The organism is Aeribacillus composti, assembly GCF_031760945.1.
Lineage (GTDB): Bacteria > Bacillota > Bacilli > Bacillales > Aeribacillaceae > Aeribacillus > Aeribacillus composti.
Window position 1 is genome coordinate 35,001 of the sequence record NZ_CP134501.1, and the last position, 23,014, is coordinate 58,014.

General features: G+C 38.4%; 28 protein-coding genes. 27 read left to right on the forward strand and 1 reads right to left on the reverse strand.

Features of this window, described 5'->3' with window-relative positions; genetic code table 11:
- Window positions 1-62 precede the first annotated feature (62 nt).
- From RI196_RS00160 to rsmI, 10 genes are all read left to right on the forward strand, one after another.
- The gene (locus tag RI196_RS00160; RefSeq protein ID WP_063387602.1) at window positions 63-266 is read left to right on the forward strand and encodes a sigma factor G inhibitor Gin; all 204 of its coding nucleotides are present in this window, start codon (window positions 63-65) and stop codon (window positions 264-266) included.
- An 81-nt stretch (window positions 267-347) separates the two neighbouring features.
- A complete protein-coding gene (locus RI196_RS00165) occupies window positions 348-1,787 on the forward strand; it encodes an aminotransferase class I/II-fold pyridoxal phosphate-dependent enzyme (RefSeq protein ID WP_311066712.1) in 1,440 nt (479 codons plus the stop codon).
- Between the two features lie 5 nt (window positions 1,788-1,792).
- Complete coding sequence (gene tmk, locus RI196_RS00170; RefSeq protein WP_063387600.1) at window positions 1,793-2,428, forward strand: dTMP kinase; 636 nt, start codon at window positions 1,793-1,795, stop codon at window positions 2,426-2,428.
- A 109-nt stretch (window positions 2,429-2,537) separates the two neighbouring features.
- Window positions 2,538-2,867 carry a cyclic di-AMP receptor DarA gene (gene darA / locus RI196_RS00175; protein WP_063387599.1) on the forward strand — a complete coding sequence of 110 codons (330 nt, stop codon included), beginning with the start codon at window positions 2,538-2,540 and terminating at the stop codon, window positions 2,865-2,867.
- 12 nt (window positions 2,868-2,879) lie between these two features.
- Window positions 2,880-3,320, forward strand: coding sequence for a YaaR family protein (locus RI196_RS00180; protein ID WP_063387598.1), 441 nt, complete (start codon window positions 2,880-2,882; stop codon window positions 3,318-3,320).
- Between the two features lie 16 nt (window positions 3,321-3,336).
- A complete protein-coding gene (gene holB / locus RI196_RS00185) occupies window positions 3,337-4,329 on the forward strand; it encodes a DNA polymerase III subunit delta' (protein WP_063387597.1) in 993 nt (330 codons plus the stop codon).
- Between the two features lie 2 nt (window positions 4,330-4,331).
- The gene (ricT, locus tag RI196_RS00190) at window positions 4,332-5,159 is read left to right on the forward strand and encodes a competence/sporulation regulator complex protein RicT (RefSeq protein WP_063387596.1); all 828 of its coding nucleotides are present in this window, start codon (window positions 4,332-4,334) and stop codon (window positions 5,157-5,159) included.
- Between the two features lie 13 nt (window positions 5,160-5,172).
- Window positions 5,173-5,538, forward strand: a complete 366-nt coding sequence (yabA, locus tag RI196_RS00195) for a DNA replication initiation control protein YabA (RefSeq protein ID WP_063387595.1) — start codon at window positions 5,173-5,175, stop codon at window positions 5,536-5,538.
- A 72-nt stretch (window positions 5,539-5,610) separates the two neighbouring features.
- Window positions 5,611-6,348: a tRNA1(Val) (adenine(37)-N6)-methyltransferase gene (locus tag RI196_RS00200; RefSeq protein WP_066247199.1), complete on the forward strand. Its 738-nt coding sequence runs from the start codon at window positions 5,611-5,613 to the stop codon at window positions 6,346-6,348.
- 48 nt (window positions 6,349-6,396) lie between these two features.
- Window positions 6,397-7,272, forward strand: coding sequence for a 16S rRNA (cytidine(1402)-2'-O)-methyltransferase (gene rsmI / locus RI196_RS00205; protein ID WP_066247202.1), 876 nt, complete (start codon window positions 6,397-6,399; stop codon window positions 7,270-7,272).
- A 31-nt stretch (window positions 7,273-7,303) separates the two neighbouring features.
- Here the strand turns inward: rsmI and abrB are convergent, their stop codons facing one another.
- The gene (gene abrB, locus RI196_RS00210) at window positions 7,304-7,588 is read right to left on the reverse strand and encodes a transition state genes transcriptional regulator AbrB (protein ID WP_063387592.1); all 285 of its coding nucleotides are present in this window, start codon (window positions 7,586-7,588) and stop codon (window positions 7,304-7,306) included.
- Between the two features lie 315 nt (window positions 7,589-7,903).
- On the opposite strand from abrB, the gene metG reads away from it, so the two are divergent.
- The 17 genes from metG to fin all read left to right on the forward strand — a co-directional run bounded on the left by metG (window position 7,904) and on the right by fin (window position 22,984).
- Window positions 7,904-9,847, forward strand: coding sequence for a methionine--tRNA ligase (gene metG, locus RI196_RS00215; protein WP_094244833.1), 1,944 nt, complete (start codon window positions 7,904-7,906; stop codon window positions 9,845-9,847).
- Between the two features lie 96 nt (window positions 9,848-9,943).
- Complete coding sequence (locus tag RI196_RS00220) at window positions 9,944-10,711, forward strand: TatD family hydrolase (RefSeq protein WP_311066713.1); 768 nt, start codon at window positions 9,944-9,946, stop codon at window positions 10,709-10,711.
- A gap of 235 nt (window positions 10,712-10,946) precedes the next feature.
- Window positions 10,947-12,134: a G5 and 3D domain-containing protein gene (locus RI196_RS00225; RefSeq protein ID WP_066247264.1), complete on the forward strand. Its 1,188-nt coding sequence runs from the start codon at window positions 10,947-10,949 to the stop codon at window positions 12,132-12,134.
- Window positions 12,135-12,263: 129 nt separating this feature from the next.
- The gene (rnmV, locus tag RI196_RS00230; RefSeq protein WP_186439261.1) at window positions 12,264-12,872 is read left to right on the forward strand and encodes a ribonuclease M5; all 609 of its coding nucleotides are present in this window, start codon (window positions 12,264-12,266) and stop codon (window positions 12,870-12,872) included.
- A complete protein-coding gene (gene rsmA / locus RI196_RS00235; RefSeq protein ID WP_063387589.1) occupies window positions 12,826-13,704 on the forward strand; it encodes a 16S rRNA (adenine(1518)-N(6)/adenine(1519)-N(6))-dimethyltransferase RsmA in 879 nt (292 codons plus the stop codon). The genes rnmV and rsmA overlap by 47 nt, the downstream gene beginning before the upstream one ends.
- 75 nt (window positions 13,705-13,779) lie before the next feature.
- The gene (yabG, locus tag RI196_RS00240) at window positions 13,780-14,676 is read left to right on the forward strand and encodes a sporulation peptidase YabG (protein WP_063387588.1); all 897 of its coding nucleotides are present in this window, start codon (window positions 13,780-13,782) and stop codon (window positions 14,674-14,676) included.
- A gap of 190 nt (window positions 14,677-14,866) precedes the next feature.
- Window positions 14,867-15,133, forward strand: coding sequence for a biofilm formation stimulator Veg (veg, locus tag RI196_RS00245; RefSeq protein ID WP_063387587.1), 267 nt, complete (start codon window positions 14,867-14,869; stop codon window positions 15,131-15,133).
- 136 nt (window positions 15,134-15,269) lie between these two features.
- Complete coding sequence (locus tag RI196_RS00250; protein ID WP_063387586.1) at window positions 15,270-15,458, forward strand: small, acid-soluble spore protein, alpha/beta type; 189 nt, start codon at window positions 15,270-15,272, stop codon at window positions 15,456-15,458.
- Window positions 15,459-15,607: 149 nt separating this feature from the next.
- Window positions 15,608-16,477: a 4-(cytidine 5'-diphospho)-2-C-methyl-D-erythritol kinase gene (gene ispE, locus RI196_RS00255; RefSeq protein ID WP_063387585.1), complete on the forward strand. Its 870-nt coding sequence runs from the start codon at window positions 15,608-15,610 to the stop codon at window positions 16,475-16,477.
- A 56-nt stretch (window positions 16,478-16,533) separates the two neighbouring features.
- Window positions 16,534-17,355 (forward strand): pur operon repressor, encoded by an 822-nt coding sequence (gene purR / locus RI196_RS00260; protein ID WP_063387584.1) that lies wholly within the window; start codon window positions 16,534-16,536, stop codon window positions 17,353-17,355.
- Window positions 17,356-17,390: 35 nt separating this feature from the next.
- On the forward strand, window positions 17,391-17,765 hold the full coding sequence (gene ridA, locus RI196_RS00265; protein ID WP_063387583.1) for a 2-iminobutanoate/2-iminopropanoate deaminase: 375 nt from the start codon (window positions 17,391-17,393) through the stop codon (window positions 17,763-17,765).
- Between the two features lie 160 nt (window positions 17,766-17,925).
- A complete protein-coding gene (gene spoVG / locus RI196_RS00270) occupies window positions 17,926-18,219 on the forward strand; it encodes a septation regulator SpoVG (RefSeq protein ID WP_063387582.1) in 294 nt (97 codons plus the stop codon).
- Between the two features lie 662 nt (window positions 18,220-18,881).
- Window positions 18,882-20,261: a bifunctional UDP-N-acetylglucosamine diphosphorylase/glucosamine-1-phosphate N-acetyltransferase GlmU gene (glmU, locus tag RI196_RS00275; protein ID WP_066247215.1), complete on the forward strand. Its 1,380-nt coding sequence runs from the start codon at window positions 18,882-18,884 to the stop codon at window positions 20,259-20,261.
- A gap of 19 nt (window positions 20,262-20,280) precedes the next feature.
- Entirely contained in the window at window positions 20,281-21,237 is a 957-nt protein-coding gene (locus tag RI196_RS00280; protein WP_063387580.1) for a ribose-phosphate diphosphokinase, read from the forward strand.
- Between the two features lie 190 nt (window positions 21,238-21,427).
- The gene (locus RI196_RS00285; RefSeq protein WP_063387579.1) at window positions 21,428-22,042 is read left to right on the forward strand and encodes a 50S ribosomal protein L25/general stress protein Ctc; all 615 of its coding nucleotides are present in this window, start codon (window positions 21,428-21,430) and stop codon (window positions 22,040-22,042) included.
- Between the two features lie 80 nt (window positions 22,043-22,122).
- The gene (gene pth / locus RI196_RS00290) at window positions 22,123-22,680 is read left to right on the forward strand and encodes an aminoacyl-tRNA hydrolase (RefSeq protein WP_063387578.1); all 558 of its coding nucleotides are present in this window, start codon (window positions 22,123-22,125) and stop codon (window positions 22,678-22,680) included.
- Window positions 22,681-22,756: 76 nt separating this feature from the next.
- The gene (fin, locus tag RI196_RS00295; RefSeq protein ID WP_063387577.1) at window positions 22,757-22,984 is read left to right on the forward strand and encodes an anti-sigma-F factor Fin; all 228 of its coding nucleotides are present in this window, start codon (window positions 22,757-22,759) and stop codon (window positions 22,982-22,984) included.
- Window positions 22,985-23,014: the final 30 nt, after the last annotated feature.

Below are 23,014 nucleotides of genomic sequence, written 5' to 3' on the forward strand. Positions count from 1 at the left end.
ATTCCAAAAATTGCATAGATTATATTTATTTTGGACATAATGAAGGTGGAGGTGGAGAAGGAATGACTTACAGTCAACAGAGTGAAATTATTGGGGAAACGTGTGTGATCTGTGATAAGCAAAAAGAGAAAGGCATTCATTTATATTCAAGTTTTATTTGCACGGATTGTGAAAAGGACATGGTGCAGACTGATACGAGTGACCGGAAATATCAATATTTTGTTGAACAATTAAAAAAAGCGGCAGCTTCCAAAATTTATTCTTAACTTGGCTATAAACAGATGGTCAAGTTTTTCTTTTTGTTATAATGAAATTATGCAGCAAATAGAAAAGGGCGATGAAAGCAGATGGGAAAAATTCGTACTCCGTTGTATAATGCTTTAATTCAACATTGTCAGTTAAATCCTCTTTCGTTTCATGTACCTGGTCATAAAAACGGGATTCTTTATGATTCAAATCAGTTTCCGCATTTTCGCCAAACGCTTCAGCTGGATTTGACTGAGATTGCTAATTTAGATGATTTATATGCGCCAGAAGGGATCATTAAAGAGGCGCAGCAGCTTGCAGCAGAATTATATGGAGTATCGTCAACATATTTTTTAGTGAATGGTTCAACGGTCGGAAACTTGGCAATGATTCTTGCTAATTGCCAAAAGGGGGATGTCGTATTCGTTCAACGAAATAGTCATAAATCAGTGATGCATGGATTAGAGCTGGCCGGTGCAAAGCCTGTTTTTTTATCTCCCAAGTTCGATGAAGGTTTTCAAGTGCCTTCTTATGTACCAGTTGAAACGGTAAAGAAAGCTTTTCAAAAATATCCTCAAGTAAAAGCGATCATTTTGACAAGCCCTACCTATTACGGTTTAACATATACAAAATTAAATGAACTTATTCAATTTGCTCATTCCCGCCGTGTTCCGGTATTAGTCGATGAAGCTCATGGGGCTCATTTGATCGCAAGTTCTTCGTTTCCGAAATCAGCTGTTTCGGTTGGTGCAGATGTTGTCGTACAATCTGCCCATAAAACATTGCCTGCTATGACAATGGGAGCATTTTTGCATGTAAACAGCAAATTGGTGAATGAGGAAAAAATTAGCCATTATATACATATGCTGCAAACAAGCAGTCCGTCTTATTTGATTATGGCCTCACTTGATTTAGCAAGAGCGTATGTCGAGGATATGTTAACGAAGGAAGAGGAATTGAATCAAACTTTGCATAAATATGTGGAGATCTTTCAACAGCTTGACTATATCGATATAGTGTCTTCGAAGGATCCTTTTGTGGCTGTTGATCCTTTAAAGCTGACAATTCGTTCACAAAATGCCATGTCAGGTTATGATTTAATGAAGGTTTTTGAAAAAGCACGTATTTATCCTGAGCTTGCCGATCCTCTAAATGTTTTGTTTGTGCTTCCGTTTGCTAAAGAGTTTCAAGATACTGGACACTTTTCGAAAGTCAATGACATATTAAAAAATACCCAAACAAGCAAGATGGAATGGGGTCTTCAGAAGGAAGTACAAATAGACGAAATCAGCCAGCTATCTATTTCTTACGAGGCAATGGAAAACTGTACAAAAACATTTGTATCATTAGAAGAAGCGATAGGAGAGATCTCTGCTGAAATGATTATTCCTTATCCGCCGGGAATACCGCTTTTGATGAGGGGAGAAAAAATTACAAAAAATCAAATTGAAGCGTTGAAAAGGTTAATGAAGCTGCGTGCTAATTTTCAAGGAGGAAAGAAATTAGCAGAAGGCCTTATTTCTATTTTCAAGAAAAGGTGATCTTAATGAAAGGAATTTTTATTACGTTTGAAGGACCTGAAGGAGCGGGGAAAACGACAATTATTAAAAAGCTTGAAAAAAAGTTAGAAAAAGAAGGAAAAGACGTTGTCGTGACGCGCGAGCCAGGCGGTATTGTCATCAGCGAGAAAATTCGGGAAATTATTCTTCATAAAGAACATACAGAGATGGATGCAAGGACCGAGGCGCTTCTTTATGCTGCCGCGAGAAGACAGCATTTAGTCGAAAAAGTAATTCCCGCTCTTCATAAAGGAAAAATTGTACTTTGCGATCGATTCGTTGACAGTTCTTTAGCCTATCAAGGGTATGCAAGAGGTCTCGGGATTCAAGAGGTGCTTGAAATAAATCAATTTGCAATAACCGGCATGATGCCCAATCTTACGCTGTTTTTTGATATTTTGCCGGAAAAAGGATTAGCAAGAATAACTAGCAATCAAAATCGAGAAATCAATCGACTTGACTTGGAAAAATTGGATTTCCATCAAAAGGTTTATGAAGGATACAAGAAAATCATTGAAATGTTTCCGAATAGAATAAAAGTGATCAATGCAGATCAGCCTTTAGAAAAAGTTTTTTTTGAAGCGGAGAGTGCATTGGACTTATTTTGGAAGGAAACATTGTAGTCATATCGTTCTCAAGCTTGATATAATGAAGAAAAATTGATATTCGCTGCAAAATGTCCTGGCAAGATGTCCTGCTTTTCCGTTTTTATTAATAAGGAGGCTTTTCCGTATGAAATTGATTATGGCTGTTGTCCAGGATCAAGATAGCAACCGCTTATTAAAAGCCCTGACGGAACATAACTTTCGTGTGACAAAGCTTGCAAGCACCGGGGGATTTTTAAAGTCCGGCAACACTACTTTTATTATTGGAACAGAAGACATTCGTGTGCAAAAAGCGCTCGATATCATTAAAACGAACTGCCAATCTCGCCAACAGCTTGTTGCTCCAGTTTCACCGATAGGCGGGAATACCGACTCTTACGTTCCCTATCCGCTTGAAATTGAGGTTGGCGGTGCAACTGTTTTTGTCCTTCCAGTTGAACAATTTCATCAATTTTAAAGGTGAGAGCAAATGAAAGTAAATGAAGATTTAAGAACAATACTGCCTAAACAAACAATTGAACAGAACGGAACACAAAACAGATCTAAAATATTTTCTCAAATGGTTGAAAAGCATGAATCCAAGCTCCATGAAGAACAATGGAAACAGCTTTTAAATGAACTGGAGGAAGCCGGAGAACGTCTAAGTAAATCGAGAAATATGCATGATTTGTCTAAGTTTAAAAGATTAGTAAAGCGGCTTATTCGTGAAACGATTGAATTCGGAATGGGTGTCAAAGAATCAAAGAGCTGGGATTTTTATGGAAACAGACGGAATTTAAAAATCGTTTCCCAAATTGACCAAAAGCTGGTGGAATTGACCGAAGAAATTTTAAATAAAGAAAAAGATGCCGTAAACATTTTAGGGAAAATAGGGGAAATAAAAGGGCTGATCGTGAATTTATATACGTAAGTGAGTGGTACAATAAATGAAAACATGGGAAGAACTCGAAAAACTTCAGCCAAAAGTATTGAAAATAATACAAAATTCTTTTAAGAAAAATAGATTGGCCCACGCCTATTTATTTCAAGGGAAAAAGGGCACAGGAAAAAAGGATGCTGCTTTTTTAACTGCAAAAAGTTATTTTTGCGAGCATTTGGAGAAAAATTATAAACCGTGCGGCCAATGTTCAAACTGCAAGAGAGTTGAGAGCGGAAATCATCCTGATCTTCACTTTATAGAGCCTGATGGCTTATCAATCAAAAAAGAACAAATAGAAGCATTGCAGAAGGAATTTGCAAAAACGGGCGTTGAATCGAACCGGAAGCTTTATATCATATCTGGATGCGACCAGATGACTGTCAATGCGGCCAACAGTTTATTGAAATTTTTGGAGGAACCGACGGAAGGAACAATGGCAATATTAATAACAAATCAAGTTCATCGAGTGTTGCCGACAATTCTTTCTAGATGCCAAATATTAACCTTCCAACCCATTCCCCCAAAAATGATTCAGCAGGAACTTGAGAAAAAAGGAACTCCAAGTCATATAGCTGCCCTCGTCAGTCAAGTTACCAATAATATTGAAGAAGCATTTTCACTTAGCCGTGACGATTGGTTTGCGGAAGCAAGAACCAAAGTGATAAAATTATATGAAGTATTGGACTCCCGTCCCGACCATGCATTGCTTTTTATTCATAATCATTGGGTGCCTTTTTTTGCAGATAAAGAGCAAATGGAAATGGGACTGGATTTTCTCCTATTTTTATATAAAGATTTATTATCAATTCAAATCGGAAATGAAGATGACGTTGTTTATTTAGATATATTGCCAATGTTAAAACAGCAAGGGCTAAAGCTTGGCCAACGAACTGTTTTACACCAAATCGTCTCCATTTTGAATGCAAAAAAACGGTTAAATTTCAATGTTAATCCGCAGCTTCTTATGGAAGATTTGGTTTTAACATTGCAGGAGGGATAAGCTTGTATGATGTTGTAGGAGTTCGCTTTAAAAAGGCGGGAAAAATTTATTATTTTGATCCAAATGGTTTTGATATACAGCTTGATGATTATGTCATTGTTGAAACAATCAGAGGGATTGAATATGGAAAAGTAGTAGTCAGCAAAAAACAAGTGGAAGAGCATGATATTGTGCTTCCATTAAAGAAAGTCATTCGGAAAGCTGATGAAAAGGATCGGATGATTGTCCAAGAAAACAACAGGGCAGCAAAAGAAGCGATGGATATTTGTTTAAAAAAAGTAGAAGAACACGGTTTAGAGATGAAGCTTGTCGATGTAGAGTATACATTTGACCGCAACAAAGTCATTTTTTACTTTACTGCTGACGGGCGTATTGATTTTCGCGAGCTTGTAAAAGATTTGGCCTCTATTTTTAAAACGAGAATTGAACTTCGACAAATCGGGGTGCGAGACGAAGCGAAAATGCTTGGCGGAATCGGCCCCTGTGGAAGAATGCTATGCTGCTCCACATTTTTAGGGGATTTTGAGCCTGTTTCGATTAAGATGGCGAAAGATCAAAATTTGTCTTTGAATCCTACAAAGATTTCGGGGTTATGCGGAAGATTAATGTGCTGCTTAAAATATGAGAATGATGAATATGAAACAGCAAAAGAGCAACTTCCGGATATTGGAGATACTATAGAAACTCCGAATGGAACAGGAAAGGTTGTCGGACTAAATATTTTAGAACGTGTGCTGCAAGTCGAACTGATCAATCGCGATCGCGTCGTTGAATACACATGGGAAGAATTAATACAAGACGATGCTGTTTCTATGGAGTTCACAGATTAGAGGTGGAAAACCAGTGAACAAAAAAGAAATTTTTGATGCTGTGACATTGCTGGAGGAACAAATTGGTTATTTGTACCGCCAATTAGGAGAATTAAAGCAGCATATAGGAGAATTAATTGAAGAAAACCAACATTTAAAATTGGAAAACGACCACTTGCGCAAACGAATGTCTTCTTTTGATCAAATGAATTTGAAACAAGAAGAATTGAAAAGCGCTAAGAAGAAGGAAAAAAAGCTTGGACATATAGATATTGGCGAAGGGTATGATAACCTGGCAAGACTTTATCAGGAAGGATTTCATATTTGTAATCTGCATTATGGCAGTGTAAGGAAAGATGGAGATTGCCTGTTCTGCCTCTCATTTTTAAATAAAAAGTAAGTGCAGCTTCCTTTTCAGGAGGCTTTTCTTATGACTAGGACGAGTAAGTAATCTCAAGAAAGGGAAATTTACATGGTATATTTGCACGATGATGAAAGGCTGGATTATTTGTTAGCGGAAGATTTGCGCATCATTCAAAGTCCTTCAGTTTTTGCATTTTCTCTCGATGCAGTTCTTCTCGCAAAATTTGTGTATGTCCCGATCCAAAAAGGGAATTTGATTGACCTTTGTACAGGAAACGGGGTGATTCCACTTTTATTAAGCACAAGAACAAAAGGAACGATCACAGGAGTGGAAATACAAAAGCGGCTGTTTGATATGGCTGTCAGATCTGTCCAATATAATCACCTTGAACATCAAATAAAGATCATTCACGGCGACATTTTGGACATGCCGAAACAGCTTGGGTATGGGAAGTTCGATGTTGTAACATGCAATCCCCCTTATTTCAAAACGCCGGGACAAGAAGAGTTAAATAAAAACGAATATTTTGCGATTGCAAGGCATGAAATATTATGCACTCTTGAAGATGCTATACGTGTAAGCAGCCAATTGGTAAGGCCGGGGGGAAAAGTTGCCTTTGTCCATCGTCCAGGACGATTTTTAGAAATGATCGAACTCATGAAAAAATATCGAGTGGAACCGAAAAGAATTCGCTTTGTATATCCAAAGCTTGGAAAGGAAGCAAATACTTTATTAGTAGAAGGAATAAAAGATGGGAATCCTGATTTAAAAATTCTACCCCCATTGATCGTTTACGATGATCAAAACAATTATACGGATGAAGTTCAAAAAATATTGTACGGGTAAATAAAATGTGACCAAAGCGGAATGTATAAATTATGGTGGTGAATAGGGATGTGGCAGCAAAAAAGCTATGCGGAAGATGTAGAGAAGGGCGCACTATATTTAGTGCCGACGCCGATCGGAAATTTAGAAGATATGACGTTCCGTTCAATCCGTGTGTTAAAAGAGTGTGACGTCATTGCAGCGGAGGATACGAGACAAACGAAAAAATTATGTCATTATTATCATATTGATACAAACATCATCAGCTATCATGAACATAATAAAAATTCGAGTGGAAGACAGATCATGAAAATGATTGAAGAAGGGAAAAAAGTTGCACTTGTCAGCGATGCCGGCATGCCAACCATTTCTGATCCAGGAAGTGAGCTTGTTCAGCTAGTTTTAGACCATCATTATCCGGTTATACCGCTTCCGGGGGCTAATGCTGCATTAACGGCATTGATCGCTTCAGGAATTGCGCCTCAGCCTTTTTATTTTTTTGGATTTTTACATCACAAGAAAAAAGAAAAGAAAAAACAATTGGAGCAATTAAAAAATAAGAAAGAAACCATTATCCTTTATGAATCTCCTCATCGACTCGTTGAAACGTTAAAGGATATTCATGAATTTTTTGGCAATAGGAAAATAGCTGTTGCTCGAGAGTTAACAAAAATGTATGAGGAGTTTGTGAGGGGGACAGTTGATGAACTATTAGATTGGGCGGAAAATCATGAAATCAAAGGGGAGTTTTGTTTAATCATTGAAGGCAGTCAAGAAAATACTCCCGATGATAACAAAGAAACATGGTGGAGTAAATGGACGATTAAAGAACATGTTGAACATTATATAGAAAAAGGCTATCCATCAAAAGAAGCGATCAAATTGGCCGCATTGGATCGAAATTTGCCAAAACGGGAAGTGTATCAGGAGTATCATTTGAAATAAAAGTCCCTGAATAGTAGGGACTTTTAACTTTTTATTTAGAAGATTCCAAAATGGTTTGGATTTCTTTTAAAATTTGCTCTGCACCTTCGCGGCTAAGAACAATTTTTCCTCCTGCAAGCTGGAAGTTATCATCAGAAACTTCTCCAGTTACTTGACAAGTCATGCTAGGCTTATATTTTTTCAAAATGATGCGGTCGTCATCCACATAAATTTCTAAAGCATCTTTTTCAGCAATTCCTAATGTTCTGCGCAATTCAATCGGAATAACTACGCGTCCCAACTCATCAACTTTACGAACAATTCCAGTAGATTTCATAAAATTTGTCTCCTCCCATTTGTAAAATAAAGATTTATCGCCTATATACTCCCTTTTTCGTCATTATTCGACATTTGCGATTGTCAATTAATAGAATAACAGTTTTTCCAATAAACGTCAATCCTTTTGATTCGAAATACTGTTCAATTTAAATAACTGTTCAAATCTTATAAGATGATGAAAGATTATGTATATTTTCTTGATAAAACAGGCTATGATGGTATCATAGAATATGTAATCAATGCTTGGTTTTGTCGCTCTCGTCCAACTGACGAGAGCTTTTCTGTAATGTAGTGGCAAAGGAGGATTAATATTGTGGAAAACAGAAAAAAAACATTTTATTTAACGACGCCCATTTACTATCCGAGCGATAAATTACATATCGGTCATGCGTATACAACGGTAGCCGGCGATGCCATGTCGAGATATAAACGCCTTCGCGGTTACGATGTCATGTATTTAACGGGAACTGACGAGCATGGGCAAAAAATCCAGCGAAAAGCGGAGGAAAAAGGAGTATCTCCTAAAAAGTATGTTGATGACATTGTTTCAGGGATTAAAGAATTATGGAAAAAATTAGATATTTCCTATGATGATTTTATAAGAACGACTGAAGAGCGACATAAGAAGGTAGTAGAAAAAATTTTCGACCGTCTAGTAAAGCAGGGAGATATTTATTTAGATGAGTATGAAGGATGGTACTGTACGCCTTGTGAATCGTTTTTTACAGAAAGACAGCTAGTGGACGGAAATTGCCCTGATTGCGGCCGCCCTGTTGAGAAGGTAAAAGAAGAGTCTTATTTCTTTAAAATGAGCAAATATGTCGACAGGCTTCTGCAATTTTATGAAGAAAATCCAGAGTTTATTCAGCCGGAATCAAGAAAAAACGAAATGATCAATAACTTTATAAAGCCTGGGCTGGAAGATTTGGCGGTATCCCGGACGACTTTTGACTGGGGCATTAAAGTTCCTGGTAATCCAAAACATGTTATTTATGTTTGGATTGACGCATTGACAAACTATATTACGGCGCTCGGCTACGGAACCGAGAATGAAGAAAAATTTAAAAAATATTGGCCTGCAGATGTTCATTTAGTAGGGAAAGAGATTGTCCGCTTTCACACGATATACTGGCCGATTATGCTCATGGCGCTTGATCTGCCTCTTCCTAAAAAAGTGTTTGGACATGGATGGCTGTTAATGAAGGACGGAAAAATGTCTAAATCAAAAGGAAATGTTGTGGATCCAGTTACATTGATTGACCGTTATGGGCTTGATGCTTTGCGCTATTATTTGCTGCGTGAAGTTCCGTTTGGAGCGGACGGAGTATTTACTCCTGAAGGCTTTGTGGAGCGCATTAACTATGATTTAGCTAATGACTTAGGAAACTTACTAAACCGAACGGTGGCCATGATCGATAAATATTTTGACGGCATTGTAAAAAAAGAACAAGCGGATGAAACGCCTTACGATGAGGCTCTTCGCACATTCAGAACCGAAACAGTTAAAAAGTACGAAGAAGCCATGGATAAAATGGAGTTTTCCGTTGCGCTGACAGCCCTATGGCAATTTATTGGCCGGACAAATAAATACATTGATGAGACGGAGCCTTGGGTACTGGCAAAAGACGAGTCAAAAAGAAATCAGCTTGCATCCGTCATGTATCATTTGGCTGAGTCGCTTCGACATATAGCCGTTTTATTAAAACCATTTTTAACAAAAACACCGGATAAAATTTTTGCGCAAATAGGTGTAGAGGACGATCATTTGAAAAATTGGGAATCCATTCATAAGTTTGGACAGCTGGAAGAGGTTCGGGTGCAAAAAGGAGAGCCGCTGTTTCCGCGTTTAGATATCGAACAGGAAGTGAACTATATAAAAGAGCAGATGAAAGGATCGGCACCTGAGGCTAAAAAAGAAACAGCAGATGATGAGAATGAAATTACAATTGATGATTTTATGAAAGTGGATTTACGCGTGGCGGAGGTTATTCAAGCGGAGAGAGTAGAAAAAGCAGACAAGCTGTTAAAACTTCAGTTGGATTTAGGATCTGAAAAACGCCAAGTTGTTTCTGGAATTGCTAAATATTATCAGCCTGAACAATTAATCGGCAAAAAAGTTATTTGTGCAATAAATTTAAAACCGGTAAAATTGCGTGGAGAATTGTCGCAAGGAATGATTTTGGCAGGGGAAGAAAACGGAACCTTGTCGCTTGCTACCGTCGATTCAGATTTACCGAATGGAACGAAAATCAAATAAATTTGTCGAAGAATGTTTTTTTGGGGTGTTTCACGTGGAACACCTCTTTCCCTTTTATCGAAAAAGGGAAAAAATGATTGGAAAGGATGTCAAAATATGCTGTTTGATACTCATGCACATTTAAATGCGGTGCAATTTGAGGAGGATTTAAACGAAGTAATTGACCGGGCACTTCAAGAAAAAGTGGAAACTATCGTTGTTGTCGGCTTTGACCGCGAAACAATTCCAAAGGCTATAGAGCTTTCTGAAAGGTATGACTTTATATATGCAGCTGTCGGCTGGCATCCGGTTGATGCCATTGATATGACGGATCACGATTTAGATTGGTTAAGAGAGCTTTCCAGCCATCCGAAAGTTGTCGCACTAGGTGAAATGGGCCTGGATTATCATTGGGATAAATCACCTAAGGATGTGCAAAAAGAAGTGTTTCGCAAGCAAATTGCATTAGCAAAGGAAGTACAGCTGCCGATCATTATTCATAACAGAGAAGCAACTGCAGACATTGTTCAAATATTAAAAGAGGAAAATGCGAAGGAAGTAGGCGGAGTCATGCATTGCTTTTCCGGAAGCTTAGAGGTTGCCATGCAATGTATGGACATGAATTTCTATATTTCGTTCGGCGGTCCTGTTACATTTAAAAATGCAAAAAAACCAAAAGAAGTAGCTGCGGAAATTCCATTGGACCGATTATTAATTGAAACCGATTGTCCTTATTTAACCCCTCATCCATTCCGTGGCAAACGGAATGAACCAAGCTATGTCAAATATATCGCAGAAAAAATTGCAGAGCTGAAAGGACTCACCTTTGAAGAAATAGCAAAAATTACAACCAGAAATGGAAAAAAATTATTCGGCATTTCATGATAAAGATTTCTGTCGAAGCTTGTACAAGCTTGTCTGAAAAAAGAATGATTCAAAAAAGTTCTACACGTCTTCTTTTCCTCATAGGATAAACGTGTCGAGAAGTCTTTCTTCACTTTTTGTTCAAACTTCAAGATAATAGTTACAAAAAACGAGAAAAGTGCAGGAGGGTTGACAGGTTTAAAAATACTCTATATAATCTCACGGAGGAGAAGGAGGCGTTTTCGTGATTGAAAACATGAAAAATATGGTATCCAACCTTTCCAAGAGAAAAAAGTATGTCCTTTCTGCAGTCGGTGTATGTTTAATTGGCACAGGAGCAACGTATGGGGGCTATGAAGGAACAAAAGATACTGTTAGAGTCACTATTGATGGGAAAACAGAGGAAGTAAGGACCCATGCAGACCAAGTCAGTGATCTTTTGAAAGAATTAGATATAAAATTACAAGCTAATGATTATATTTCTCATGCGAAACATCGGGACATTCAAGATAACATGAATATAGTGATAAAATATGCCAAACCTGTCCAGCTGATTGTAGACAATGAGCGAAGAAAGATTTTCACAACTGCTGATACGGTAGAAGATGTTTTAAGGCAGCAAAAAATTTCCATTACCGAAAAAGATGAAGTTCTACCAGCATTAGATGCAAAAATTGAAAAAAACATGGAACTAAAGGTGAATAAAGCGCATCTTATCACTTTAAATATTGGTGGGAAAAACCAACAGATTTGGTCTACTTCGACTACTGTCGCTGACTTTTTAAAGGAACATAACGTAAAATTGAATCCAATGGATAAAGTAAAGCCTGGGCTAACAACAGTGTTAAATAAAAACACAAATGTAGAAATTACCAGAGTAGAAAAAGTCACCGATGTAGTGGAAGAACCAATTGTATTTAAAATCGTTCAACGTACAGATAAAAATTTAGCTGAAGGAACGAAAAAAGTGATTCAAGAAGGCGAAAAAGGAACACGCCAAAAACAGTTTGAAGTCATTTTGGAAAATGGAAAAGAAATTTCCCGTAAGCTTATAAAAACTGTAACAACGAAGGAAAGCAAAGATAAAATTGTTGTTGTCGGGACAAAAGCTTCTTCGCAGCCTGCACTAGCTTCAAGAGGAACTGGCAGCAAGTCTAAAGAATTTTATGTGACGGCTACTGCATATACAGCATCCTGCAATGGCTGTTCAGGCACAACAGCAACGGGGTACAATTTGCGCTCAAATCCAAATGCAAAGGTAATCGCAGTTGATCCGTCTGTCATTCCGCTCGGATCAAAGGTGTATGTTGAAGGATACGGATATGCAGTTGCCGCCGATACTGGTTCAGCAATTTCCGGGAATAAAATTGACGTATTTTTCCCAAATAAGTCTCAAGCATATCAATGGGGTCGAAAAAAGGTCAAAATAAGGGTTTTACGTTAACTTTATCGAGTGCTGTTTTGACAGAGGGTTTCGACCCTCTGTTTTTTTACGGTATAATTGGAAATCAGTAGCCTTTTATACAATTTGACGACAAATATTACAAAAAGGTTTCAAGTTTTGGAGGAAAAAATGAAAAAAAAAATAAAAGAAATTATTATCGTTGAAGGTAAAGATGATACGCTGGCAATAAAAAGAGCAGTGGACGCCGATACGATTGAAACGAACGGCTCTGCCATTAATCAATCGATTATTGAACAAATACGCCTTGCCCAAAACACGCGGGGAGTTATTATTTTTACGGATCCTGACGCTCCGGGAGAAAAAATTCGCAAAACAATAGCTGAACATGTTCCTGGATGCAAACATGCCTTTTTGCCACGCAATGAGGCCAGAGCAAAAAACGGGAGAGGAATTGGCGTTGAGCATGCCAGCGCAGAATCTATTCGGAAAGCGCTGCGTTCGGTGAGAGAGGAAATGAACGAATGGAAAAGCAGCATTTCCATGTTAGATTTGATTTTTTATGGTTTAATTGGCGGTCCAACGGCAAAAAAGCGGAGGGAAAAGCTTGGAGAGCGGCTAAAAATCGGCTATGCTAACGGAAAACAGCTAATGAAACGCTTGGCAATGTTTCATATTACGAAAGAAGCGTTTTTGGAGGCAATTGAGGCGATCTTAAAGGAGGAAGAGGCAGATGGAAAAAGAAATAGCAACGTTAAGCCGAACGAAACAAATTCTTGAAAAATACAGCTTTTCTTTTAAAAAAAGCTTAGGGCAAAACTTTATTGTGGAACCGAACATATTGCATCGAATGATTGAGCGTGCAGGTGTAACAGAAGAAACAGGAGTCATCGAAATAGGTCCAGGGATCGGCGCATTAACAGAACAATTAGCAAAAAATGCTAAGAAAGTTATTGCCTTTGAAGTCGATGGCAGACTGCTTCCGATTCTTGAAGAAAATTTAGCTCCATATTCAAATATCGAAATCATTTATCAAGATGTATTAAAGGCAAACCTCCACGAAATCATTGAAAAAAAATTGAACAATTGCCGTGAAGTCATGGTAGTCGCCAATTTGCCATACTATATCACCACGCCGATCATTATGAAGCTTTTGGAAAACCGTTTGCCACTAAAAGCGATCGTCGTCATGCTTCAAAAAGAGGTGGCAGAACGAATGACAGCCAAACCGTCAACAAAAGATTACGGCTCATTATCCATTGCCGTCCAATATTACACTGAAGCGAAAACGGTTATGTCGGTGCCGAAGACAGTATTCATCCCTCAGCCAAACGTGGATTCGTCTGTCATTCGCCTCGATTTGCGTCCAGAACCGCTTATTCATGTCAAAAATGAAGCATTTTTCTTTCAAGTAGTAAAAGCAAGTTTTGCTCAAAGAAGAAAAACGTTATTGAACAATTTACTCAACAACTTACCCAATGGGAAGGCGAATAAAAACATAATTGAAGAATGTTTGACATCAGCAGGAATCGATGGAAAGCGCAGGGGGGAATCATTGACCATTGAAGAATTTGCTTTATTGAGCGACAGACTTTACGAAATATTTAAATAGGGTAAATCACCATTTTGAAAAGCAAGACATACGTTAAAGAAGAAAAGAAAACTATTCCCGTTCGGAGTGAACATTATGCTAATAAAGCCGGGGATGATAGTGGCCAGAAAGTCTTATCAGTGCGATTTGCTTTTTCGGATCTTAGAAATAAAAAAGGATCATACTGGCCGTCTGATTGCCCTTATTTCAGGACAGGACGTCCGTTTAATTGCTGATGCCCCGTATGACGACTTAGTCATCATGAATAAAGAAGAACAAAAAATACGTGAAAAACAAGAAAGGGAAAAAATAGAAAATACGCTTTATCTCCTGAAGCAAGATTATGATCTATCTCGTGAAAAACAAGAATTTTACGCTTCGTCCGAATTTGAATATCAAAATGAATGTTTTCATATTCCAGGCAGAGTATTACATGTAGATGGCGACCCCAATTATTTGGAAAAATGCTTAAATTTATACGAAAAAATTGGTGTTCCTGTTCACGGCATACATTTAAAAGAAAACGAAATGGCTGATCATATTGATGAGCTTTTAGAAAAATATCGGCCGGATATACTAGTCATTACTGGACATGATTCTTATTCGAAGCATAAAGGGACAATATTGGATTTGAATGCTTACCGACACTCGAAGGATTTTATTAAAACGGTCAGGAAGGCACGGAAAAAAATTCCCGGGCTTGATCAGCTGATTATTTTTGCCGGTGCATGCCAATCTCATTTTGAGTCATTAATAAGAGCTGGGGCCAATTTTGCAAGTTCACCGTCAAGAGTGAACATTCATGCTTTAGATCCTGTGTATATTGTTTCTAAAATCAGCTTTACTCCTTTTGTAGAACGTATTAATGTTTGGGATGTACTTCGAAACACCTTGTCGCGGGAAAAAGGATTAGGAGGCATTGAAACAAAGGGCGTCATGCGGTCAGGTTTACCATTTAACCGATATATTGAGGAAGCAGGTCAAAACGAATAAACGTTTGGACTGCTTTTTTTTTTTGGATAAATCCATATAATTTTTGCAAAAACGGGAAAACTATGACAAGTATTAGAGAAATTTGTTGAAAAGAAAACGTTGACACAGATGTTTAAAGGCTGTTATAATAAAAAATTTATTTGACTTATTAGTCGATTCTGTGTATAATGAACTTTGTGAGGTGGTTCCAATGGCAAAAACGTTATCCGATATTAAACAAGCTCTCGATTCTAATCTAGGCCGTCGATTAACATTAAAAGCGAATGGCGGACGTAGAAAAACAATTGAACGTTCAGGCGTTTTAGCCGAGACGTATCCATCGGTTTTTGTGATTGAACTTGACCAGGAAGAAAATGCTTTTGAACGCGTTTCATACAGCTATGCAGATGTGTTAACGGAAACAGTCCAAATTACTTTTATAGATGAAAACAACAATGTTGCAATGGGCGGGCAGTAAACGAAATTTGTTTGCTGCTTTTATTTTTTTCTCTGGCATTTTTTTAAAAGCATAAATCAAGCTTTTCGCTTGAAACTAACAGTAAGCGGATAAAATCCGCGGGAATGTCTGTTTTTATTTAAGGGGGAGTCAAAGAATGGCTAGACGCCGAGGCATTATGTCAGAAAGCTTTAAGTATGAATTGGCTAAGGAATTGGGCTTTTATGAAACGGTCAAAAATGAAGGATGGGGAGCCATTCGGGCTCGTGATGCCGGAAACATGGTAAAACGGGCGATCGAGATTGCAGAAGAGCAATTGGCTAAGCAAAACGGCAAAACTTTTTAAAAGCAGACATTCGGGTGGCCGGCTCATAGTTTGGGCCGGCATTTTTTTATGTTTTCAATGGACGGATTTTGTCGAATTATGCTATTATATCCCTATTTATGGTACAATGTGAATACATTTTGTCAGAACGAAAAAGTAGGTGAATGTATTTGCGAGTATTGGAAAAAGCTCCGGCAAAAATTAATTTATCTTTAGATGTTTTACATAAAAGATCTGACGGATACCATGAAGTGAATATGGTCATGACGACCATAGATCTAGCTGATCGAATCGAGCTGAAGCTTCTTGATGAAAATAAAATACGTATCATATCGCATAATCGATTTGTGCCAGATGATGATCGGAATTTAGCTTACCAAGCGGCACAGCTTTTAAAGGACCGTTTCGGGATTCAAAAGGGTGTGGCAATCACGATTTCAAAGTGCATCCCTGTTGCTGCGGGCCTTGCAGGAGGGAGCAGTGATGCAGCAGCAACGTTAAGGGGATTAAATAAACTATGGAATTTGGATCTTTCCCTTGATGATCTTGCGAAACTTGGAGCAGAAATTGGTTCAGATGTTTCTTTTTGTGTTTACGGAGGCACAGCTGTGGCGACCGGAAGAGGCGAAAAAATTGAGCTGATTGATCCTCCTCCGCATTGCTGGGTCGTATTGGCGAAGCCTGATATCGGTGTGTCCACTGCTGAAATTTACCGACATTTGAAGATAAATGACATTGAGCATCCTGATGTTAGTGGAATGGTCAAAGCGATAAAGGATCAAAATTATCAAGAAATCTGTGCGAAGCTTGGAAATGTCCTTGAGTCGGTCACAATGAAGATGTATCCGGAAGTTGCTTTGATTAAAGAACAAATGAAACGTTTTGGAGCTGATGCTGTTTTAATGAGCGGAAGCGGACCGACAGTATATGGACTTGTTCAACACGAGTCGAGGCTTCATCGTGTTTATAACGGCTTGAGGGGATTTTGCGATCAAGTGTATGCAGTCAGAATGCTTGGGGATCGGATAGCCCTTGATTAAATGCGAATATTAAGTTATATTTACTTTAAAAACATTCGGGATTTGGAGGTTCGTCTATGAAATTTAGACGCAGTGGGAGACTTGTCGATATGACACACTATTTGCTTCATCATCCACATGCGCTCATCCCATTAACTTTTTTCTCTGAACGGTACGAATCAGCTAAATCCTCCATTAGCGAGGATTTAGTGATCATAAAGCAAACCTTTGAGCAACAAGGGATCGGAACTTTAATCACAACCCCAGGCGCAGCTGGCGGTGTCAAATTTATTCCGAAGGTGACGAGGGACGAAGCAAATGGAATTATTCAAAGACTGTGCGAGAAAGTCTCAGACCCCAGCCGGCTTTTGCCTGGAGGTTATTTATATTTAACAGATTTACTGGGAAATCCAAAAATGATGAATCAAATCGGGCGTTTATTTGCTTCGGTTTTTGCGAATCGTACAATTGATGTCGTCATGACTGTAGCTACGAAAGGGATCCCAATTGCTTATGCAGTTGCCAGCTATTTGGATGTTCCCTTTGTCATCGTTCGCCGTGACAATAAAGTGACAGAAGGGCCGATGGTAAGCATTAATTATGTTTCAGGCTCTTCGAAAAGAATCCAAACTATGACGCTTGCAAAGAGGAGCTTAAAAGAAGGATCGAATGTGTTAATTGTTGACGACTTTATGAAGGCCGGAGGAACGATCAACGGCATGATCAGCATGCTGTCTGAATTTGGCGCAAATGTTTCAGGAATTGGGGTTCTTGTGGAATCAGAAAGCGTGGATGAACGGCTTGTAAATGAATATATTTCCATTTTAAAACTTTCCGATATGAATGAAAAGGAACGATCCATACAAGTTAGTAAAGGAAATTATTTCGATTTCCTCTAGCATAAAAATAATGAATCGTAAGGGAGTGTTTCAAAATGAAAGTCGTTTCAACAAAAAAGGCTCCGGCTGCAATCGGACCATACTCTCAAGGAATTATTGTGAATAACATGTTTTATAGCTCTGGACAAATTCCTTTAACCCCTGAAGGAAACTTGGTACAAGGAGATATTAAAGAACAGACTCACCAAGTTTTCGCGAATTTAAAGGGTGTATTGGAAGAAGCAGGCGCTTCGTTGGAAACTGTTGTCAAAGTAACCGCATTTTTAAAAGATATGAACGATTTCGCTGCTTTTAATGAAGTATATGGGGAATATTTTCAAACGCATAAGCCTGCTCGGTCATGTGTGGAAGTTGCAAGACTTCCGAAAGATGTCCTCGTTGAAATTGAAGTGATTGCTTTAGTTAAATAAAAGGTTGATTGTTCAGGATCCGTTTTGCGAATCGGATCCTTTTTTATTTTTTTATTTTTCCCAAAAATTTTTTGTGTGAAAAGAAGGAAAATTTAAAAATCCGTTGAATTGTTGAATTATGGTTACTAAAGTTTTTGCGAAGAAAAAGGTGGTGAACAGGATGGAAGTGACAGATGTAAGATTGCGCCGCGTCAATACAGAAGGTCGGATGAGAGCGATTGCGTCCATAACATTGGATAATGAATTTGTCGTCCACGATATACGTGTAATTGACGGAAATAACGGCCTTTTTGTAGCAATGCCTAGTAAACGTACACCGGATGGAGAGTTTCGAGACATTGCACATCCTATTAATTCAAATACTCGCGGTAAAATTCAAGACGCTGTTCTAGCTGAATATCACCGTTTAGGTGAGACGGAAGATTTTGAATATGAAGAAGCAGGGGCTTCATAAAAATATGATGTAAAAGAAGGGGCTTAAAGCATTCAGCTTAAGACCCTTTCTTTTTTAAAGGATCTGTTCACTAATACGATTTAGTAAACGTTTGCAAAAGAATAGATGGCCTCCTTTGTTTTTCTTACATACTCAATTGTTATGCAGCTATTGATCATCAAGTCTGATGGTTGTATAGGAAATGGTATTTGTTTCAAAAATTAATGTTCATACATCGGCATTTGAAAAAACGAAGAAATGCAGAGCTGTAAATCGTAAATCAACTTCGTTGAACAACAATGCATCCAAGTATAACCTTCTACGTTCAGCCACCGTCAGAAAATCTGGTTCATCGAAAGGAAGCAATCGAATGAATCAAAAAAACTTTAGGCAATGTTGTTCTGCTGAAATGAATTTTTTTTGTGTTAAGGCCTCCAATCAGGCGTTCTTTTCCTTCTTGTTTTTTCGTCAAAGTATCAAAACCGGCCTTTAGAAAAGAGGGAAGAAGCATAAAATTTAGGGCTTCCTCGTAGATTTTTAATAAAATTCCTATCCTATTTCTGTACCTTTTTCGAGAAAAATAGAGTGAAACGGAAATTTACGGAATCACACAAGATTTCTTGAAATAGAACATTATTTAAGATAAGATTTTTATGGATAAAAAGGGTATTGGAGGCCTATAAATGGAGAAATGTTTTGCAGTCATCTTAGCAGCCGGGCAAGGAACAAGAATGAAATCAAAGCTCTATAAAGTGCTGCATCCTGTTTGCGGTAAACCTATGGTACAGCATGTGATAGACAATGTTTCCAAGCTTCAAGTTGACGAAATCATTACCGTCGTCGGTCATGGTGCGGAAAAAGTAAAATCAGAGCTCGGCGAACAGACATTGTATGTTTTGCAGGAGCAGCAGCTTGGAACTGCTCACGCTGTTTTGCAGGCGGCTCAATATCTTGAGGGGAAAGAAGGAACGACAATTGTTGTTTGTGGCGATACGCCGCTGATCACCAGCGAGACGTTTGAAAAATTGTTAAAGCATCATCTGGAAACGAAAGCAAAAGCCACCATTCTGACAGCAGAAGCGGATGATCCGACTGGATATGGACGAGTGATCCGCAATGAAGAAGGGCTGGTTGAAAAAATAGTTGAGCATAAAGATGCTACAGAAAGTGAACGTCTTGTGACAGAAATTAATACGGGAACTTATTGCTTTGATAACGCTTCCTTATTTGAAGCTTTAAAGCATGTCAATAATGACAATGCGCAAGGCGAATATTATTTGCCGGATGTAATTGAGATTTTGAAGGAAAAAGGCGAAATCATTTCAGCGTTTCAAACAGATTCTTTTGAAGAAACGTTAGGGGTAAACGACCGCATAGCGCTTTCGCAAGCGGAGCTTATTATGAAAAGGCGAATCAATCAAAAGCATATGAAAAACGGAGTTACAATTGTCGATCCTGATAATACATATATATCAGCAGATGCAGAGATCGGACAAGATACTGTCATTTATCCGGGTACAGTCATTATCGGTAAAACGGTTATCGGAGAGGAATGTGAAATCGGTCCCAACTCCGAAATTAAAGATTGCCAAATTGGCCATAATACGAACATCCGTCATTCTGTTGTTCATGACAGTCAGATCGGAAATCAGGTTAACATCGGTCCGTTCGCACACATTCGCCCAGCCTCCGTTATTGACGATGGAGTAAAAATTGGGAATTTTGTCGAAGTCAAGAAATCTAAAATTGGAAAAGAATCGAAAGCATCCCATTTAAGCTATATTGGAGATGCAGAAGTTGGGAATGGGGTGAATCTTGGCTGCGGTTCGATAACAGTTAACTATGACGGGAAAAATAAATATTTAACGAAAATCGAAGACGGAGCCTTTATTGGATGTAATTCAAACCTTATTGCGCCGGTTACGATTGGCGAAGGAGCATATGTAGCAGCCGGATCAACTATTACAGATGACGTCCCTGGCAGCGCATTATCGATCGCAAGGGCTCGTCAAGTGAATAAAGAGAGATACGTCATCGAAAAAATGAATGGTAAAAAATCGTAATTTGGAGGGTCCCTTTACAATGACAAAAAATCGTTATAAAGACGAAAATTTAAAAATCTTTTCTTTAAACTCAAACGCAGCCCTTGCCAGGGAGATCGCGGATATAGTAGGAGTCGATTTGGGAAAAAGTTCGGTTACGAGATTTAGTGACGGGGAGATTCAAATTAATATTGAAGAAAGCATTCGCGGCTGCGATGTATACGTGATCCAATCGACAAGTGATCCAGTCAATGAGCATTTAATGGAATTGCTCATTATGATTGATGCGCTTAAACGTGCATCTGCCAAAACCATTAATATTGTTATGCCATACTATGGTTATGCGCGGCAGGATCGGAAAGCACGTGCAAGAGAACCTATTACTGCTAAGCTTGTTGCGAATTTATTGGAAACTGCAGGCGCGACAAGGATGATTACTCTTGATTTGCATGCTCCGCAAATCCAAGGTTTCTTTGACATTCCTATCGATCACTTAATGGGAGTGCCGATTTTAGCAGATTATTTCTTGGAAAAACGCTTTGATGATATTGTCATTGTTTCTCCTGATCATGGCGGTGTGACGAGAACACGAAAAATGGCAGATCGGCTGAAGGCGCCAATTGCCATAATCGATAAGCGCCGTCCTAAGCCAAATATGGTTGAAGTTATGAACATTGTTGGGAATGTCGAAGGCAAAACAGCCATTTTAATTGATGATATCATCGATACAGCAGGAACGATTACGCTTGCGGCAAATGCTCTAGTAGAGCATGGGGCAAGGGAAGTTTATGCCTGCTGTACACATCCGGTGTTGTCTGGACCTGCGATAGAACGAATTCAAAACTCGAAGATTAAAGAGTTAGTCGTAACGAATTCAATCGCTTTGCCGGAAGAGAAAAAAATTGAAAAGCTGATTCAGCTTTCTGTCGCTCCATTGCTAAGTGAAGCGATCATCCGTGTTCATGAAAAACAATCGGTCAGCGTGCTTTTTGACTAATATTTTGTCTTTGACTTTTAAACGATTTTAGCAGATTATAATATTATAGGGATCTTCTTTGCGAGTTGTGAGTTGATTATTTCTTTCATTAGCATGTTTAGACTTTGTGATGATGGGAAACCAATAGTAGTAAGAAGGCTTTTTTCGAATTGAGTTATTAGAAAAAAAGTCTGAAAGAAAGGGGATTACCATGACAGCAGTCATACATGCAAAAGAAAGAAAATCATTTACCAATTCGTCAAGAAGAAAAGCTAGAAAGCAAGGACAAATTCCTGCCGTAATTTACGGAAAAAAACAAGAGAACAAAGCGATTTTAGTGAGCGAATCGGAATTGTTAAAAATTTTGCGCGAACAAGGGCGCAATGCGATGTTGAACATTCAGCTTGACGGCGAAAACCATCAAGCCCTCCTGTACGAACTGCAGCATGACCCAATGAAAAACACGATTATACATGCGGATTTTTATGTTGTCGATATGGATGATGAAGTAGATATCGAAGTACCAATTGTCTTAATTGGAGAAGCAAAAGGAGTAAGAGAGGGCGGTGTGCTGCAGCAGACAACACATGAGGTGGAAGTGAGAGCGAAACCTGCTCATATTCCTTCGGCGATTGAAGTCGATGTAACAAACTTAGAAATAGATGATACAATCCATGTACAAGATATTCAAACAGATGGACAGTTTAAAATTTTAGATGAGCCTGAAACGGTTGTGGCAACCATCCTGCCGCCGGAAAATGAAGACTTGGATACGGCTGATGAGCAAAAAAGTGAAGAGAAGGAAGACGGAGCTGTAGAAGAATAAATTAGGCGTAACCTATTTTGGTTACGTCTTTTATGCTATTAATTGTCATCTCACTATCATAAAAAATTGGGGGACATTTCATGAAAGTAATAGCAGGGCTTGGCAATCCAGGAAAAAAATATGAACAAACTAGACATAACGTTGGGTTTATGGTAATTGATGAATTATCAAAGCGTTTAAACATATCTTTAAATGAAAGCAAATTTAACGGGATATACGGTATCGGTCATTTTTCAAATGAAAAGATATTATTGATAAAACCGCTTACATTTATGAATTTATCGGGTGAATGCATTCGTCCTTTACTGAATTATTACAATGTCCCAACTGAACAGTTGGTTGTAATATATGACGATTTAGATTTGCCTGTAGGCAAGATTCGCCTTAGAATGAAAGGGAGTGCTGGTGGTCACAACGGAATGAAATCTATCATTCAGCATTTAGGTTCGGAAGATTTTAAACGGATTCGAATTGGGATTGGCCGTCCGAAACACGCGATGGATATCGTCGACTATGTATTAGGAAAATTTACAGAAGAAGAAATGCACCATATTCAACATTCCGTTGATCGATCGGCTAGTGCATGTGAAAAATGGATACACACTCCATTCTTAGAAGTCATGAACGAATACAATTAACAAACGTATAAAAATGGCTCCTGCCGTTCATAATAATCATAAAACCTTTCATTCCACAAGTGCAGGAGGTTGGAGGATGCCGCTTCATTATTATTGCCGCCATTGCGGCGTCAAAATTGGTAGCATTGAAAAATCTGTTTTTAGCGTCGATTTAGGATTTCATCATTTAACGAACGAAGAGCGGAAAGAAATGATCGAGTATCTTCCAAACGGTGATATTCATGTCAAAAGTATTTGTGAAGATTGTCAGGAGGCGCTAGAGCGAAATCCCGATTTTCATCAATATGAAAATTTTATACAGTAAAAGCTTTGGAAACTTGATTTCAAAATTTCC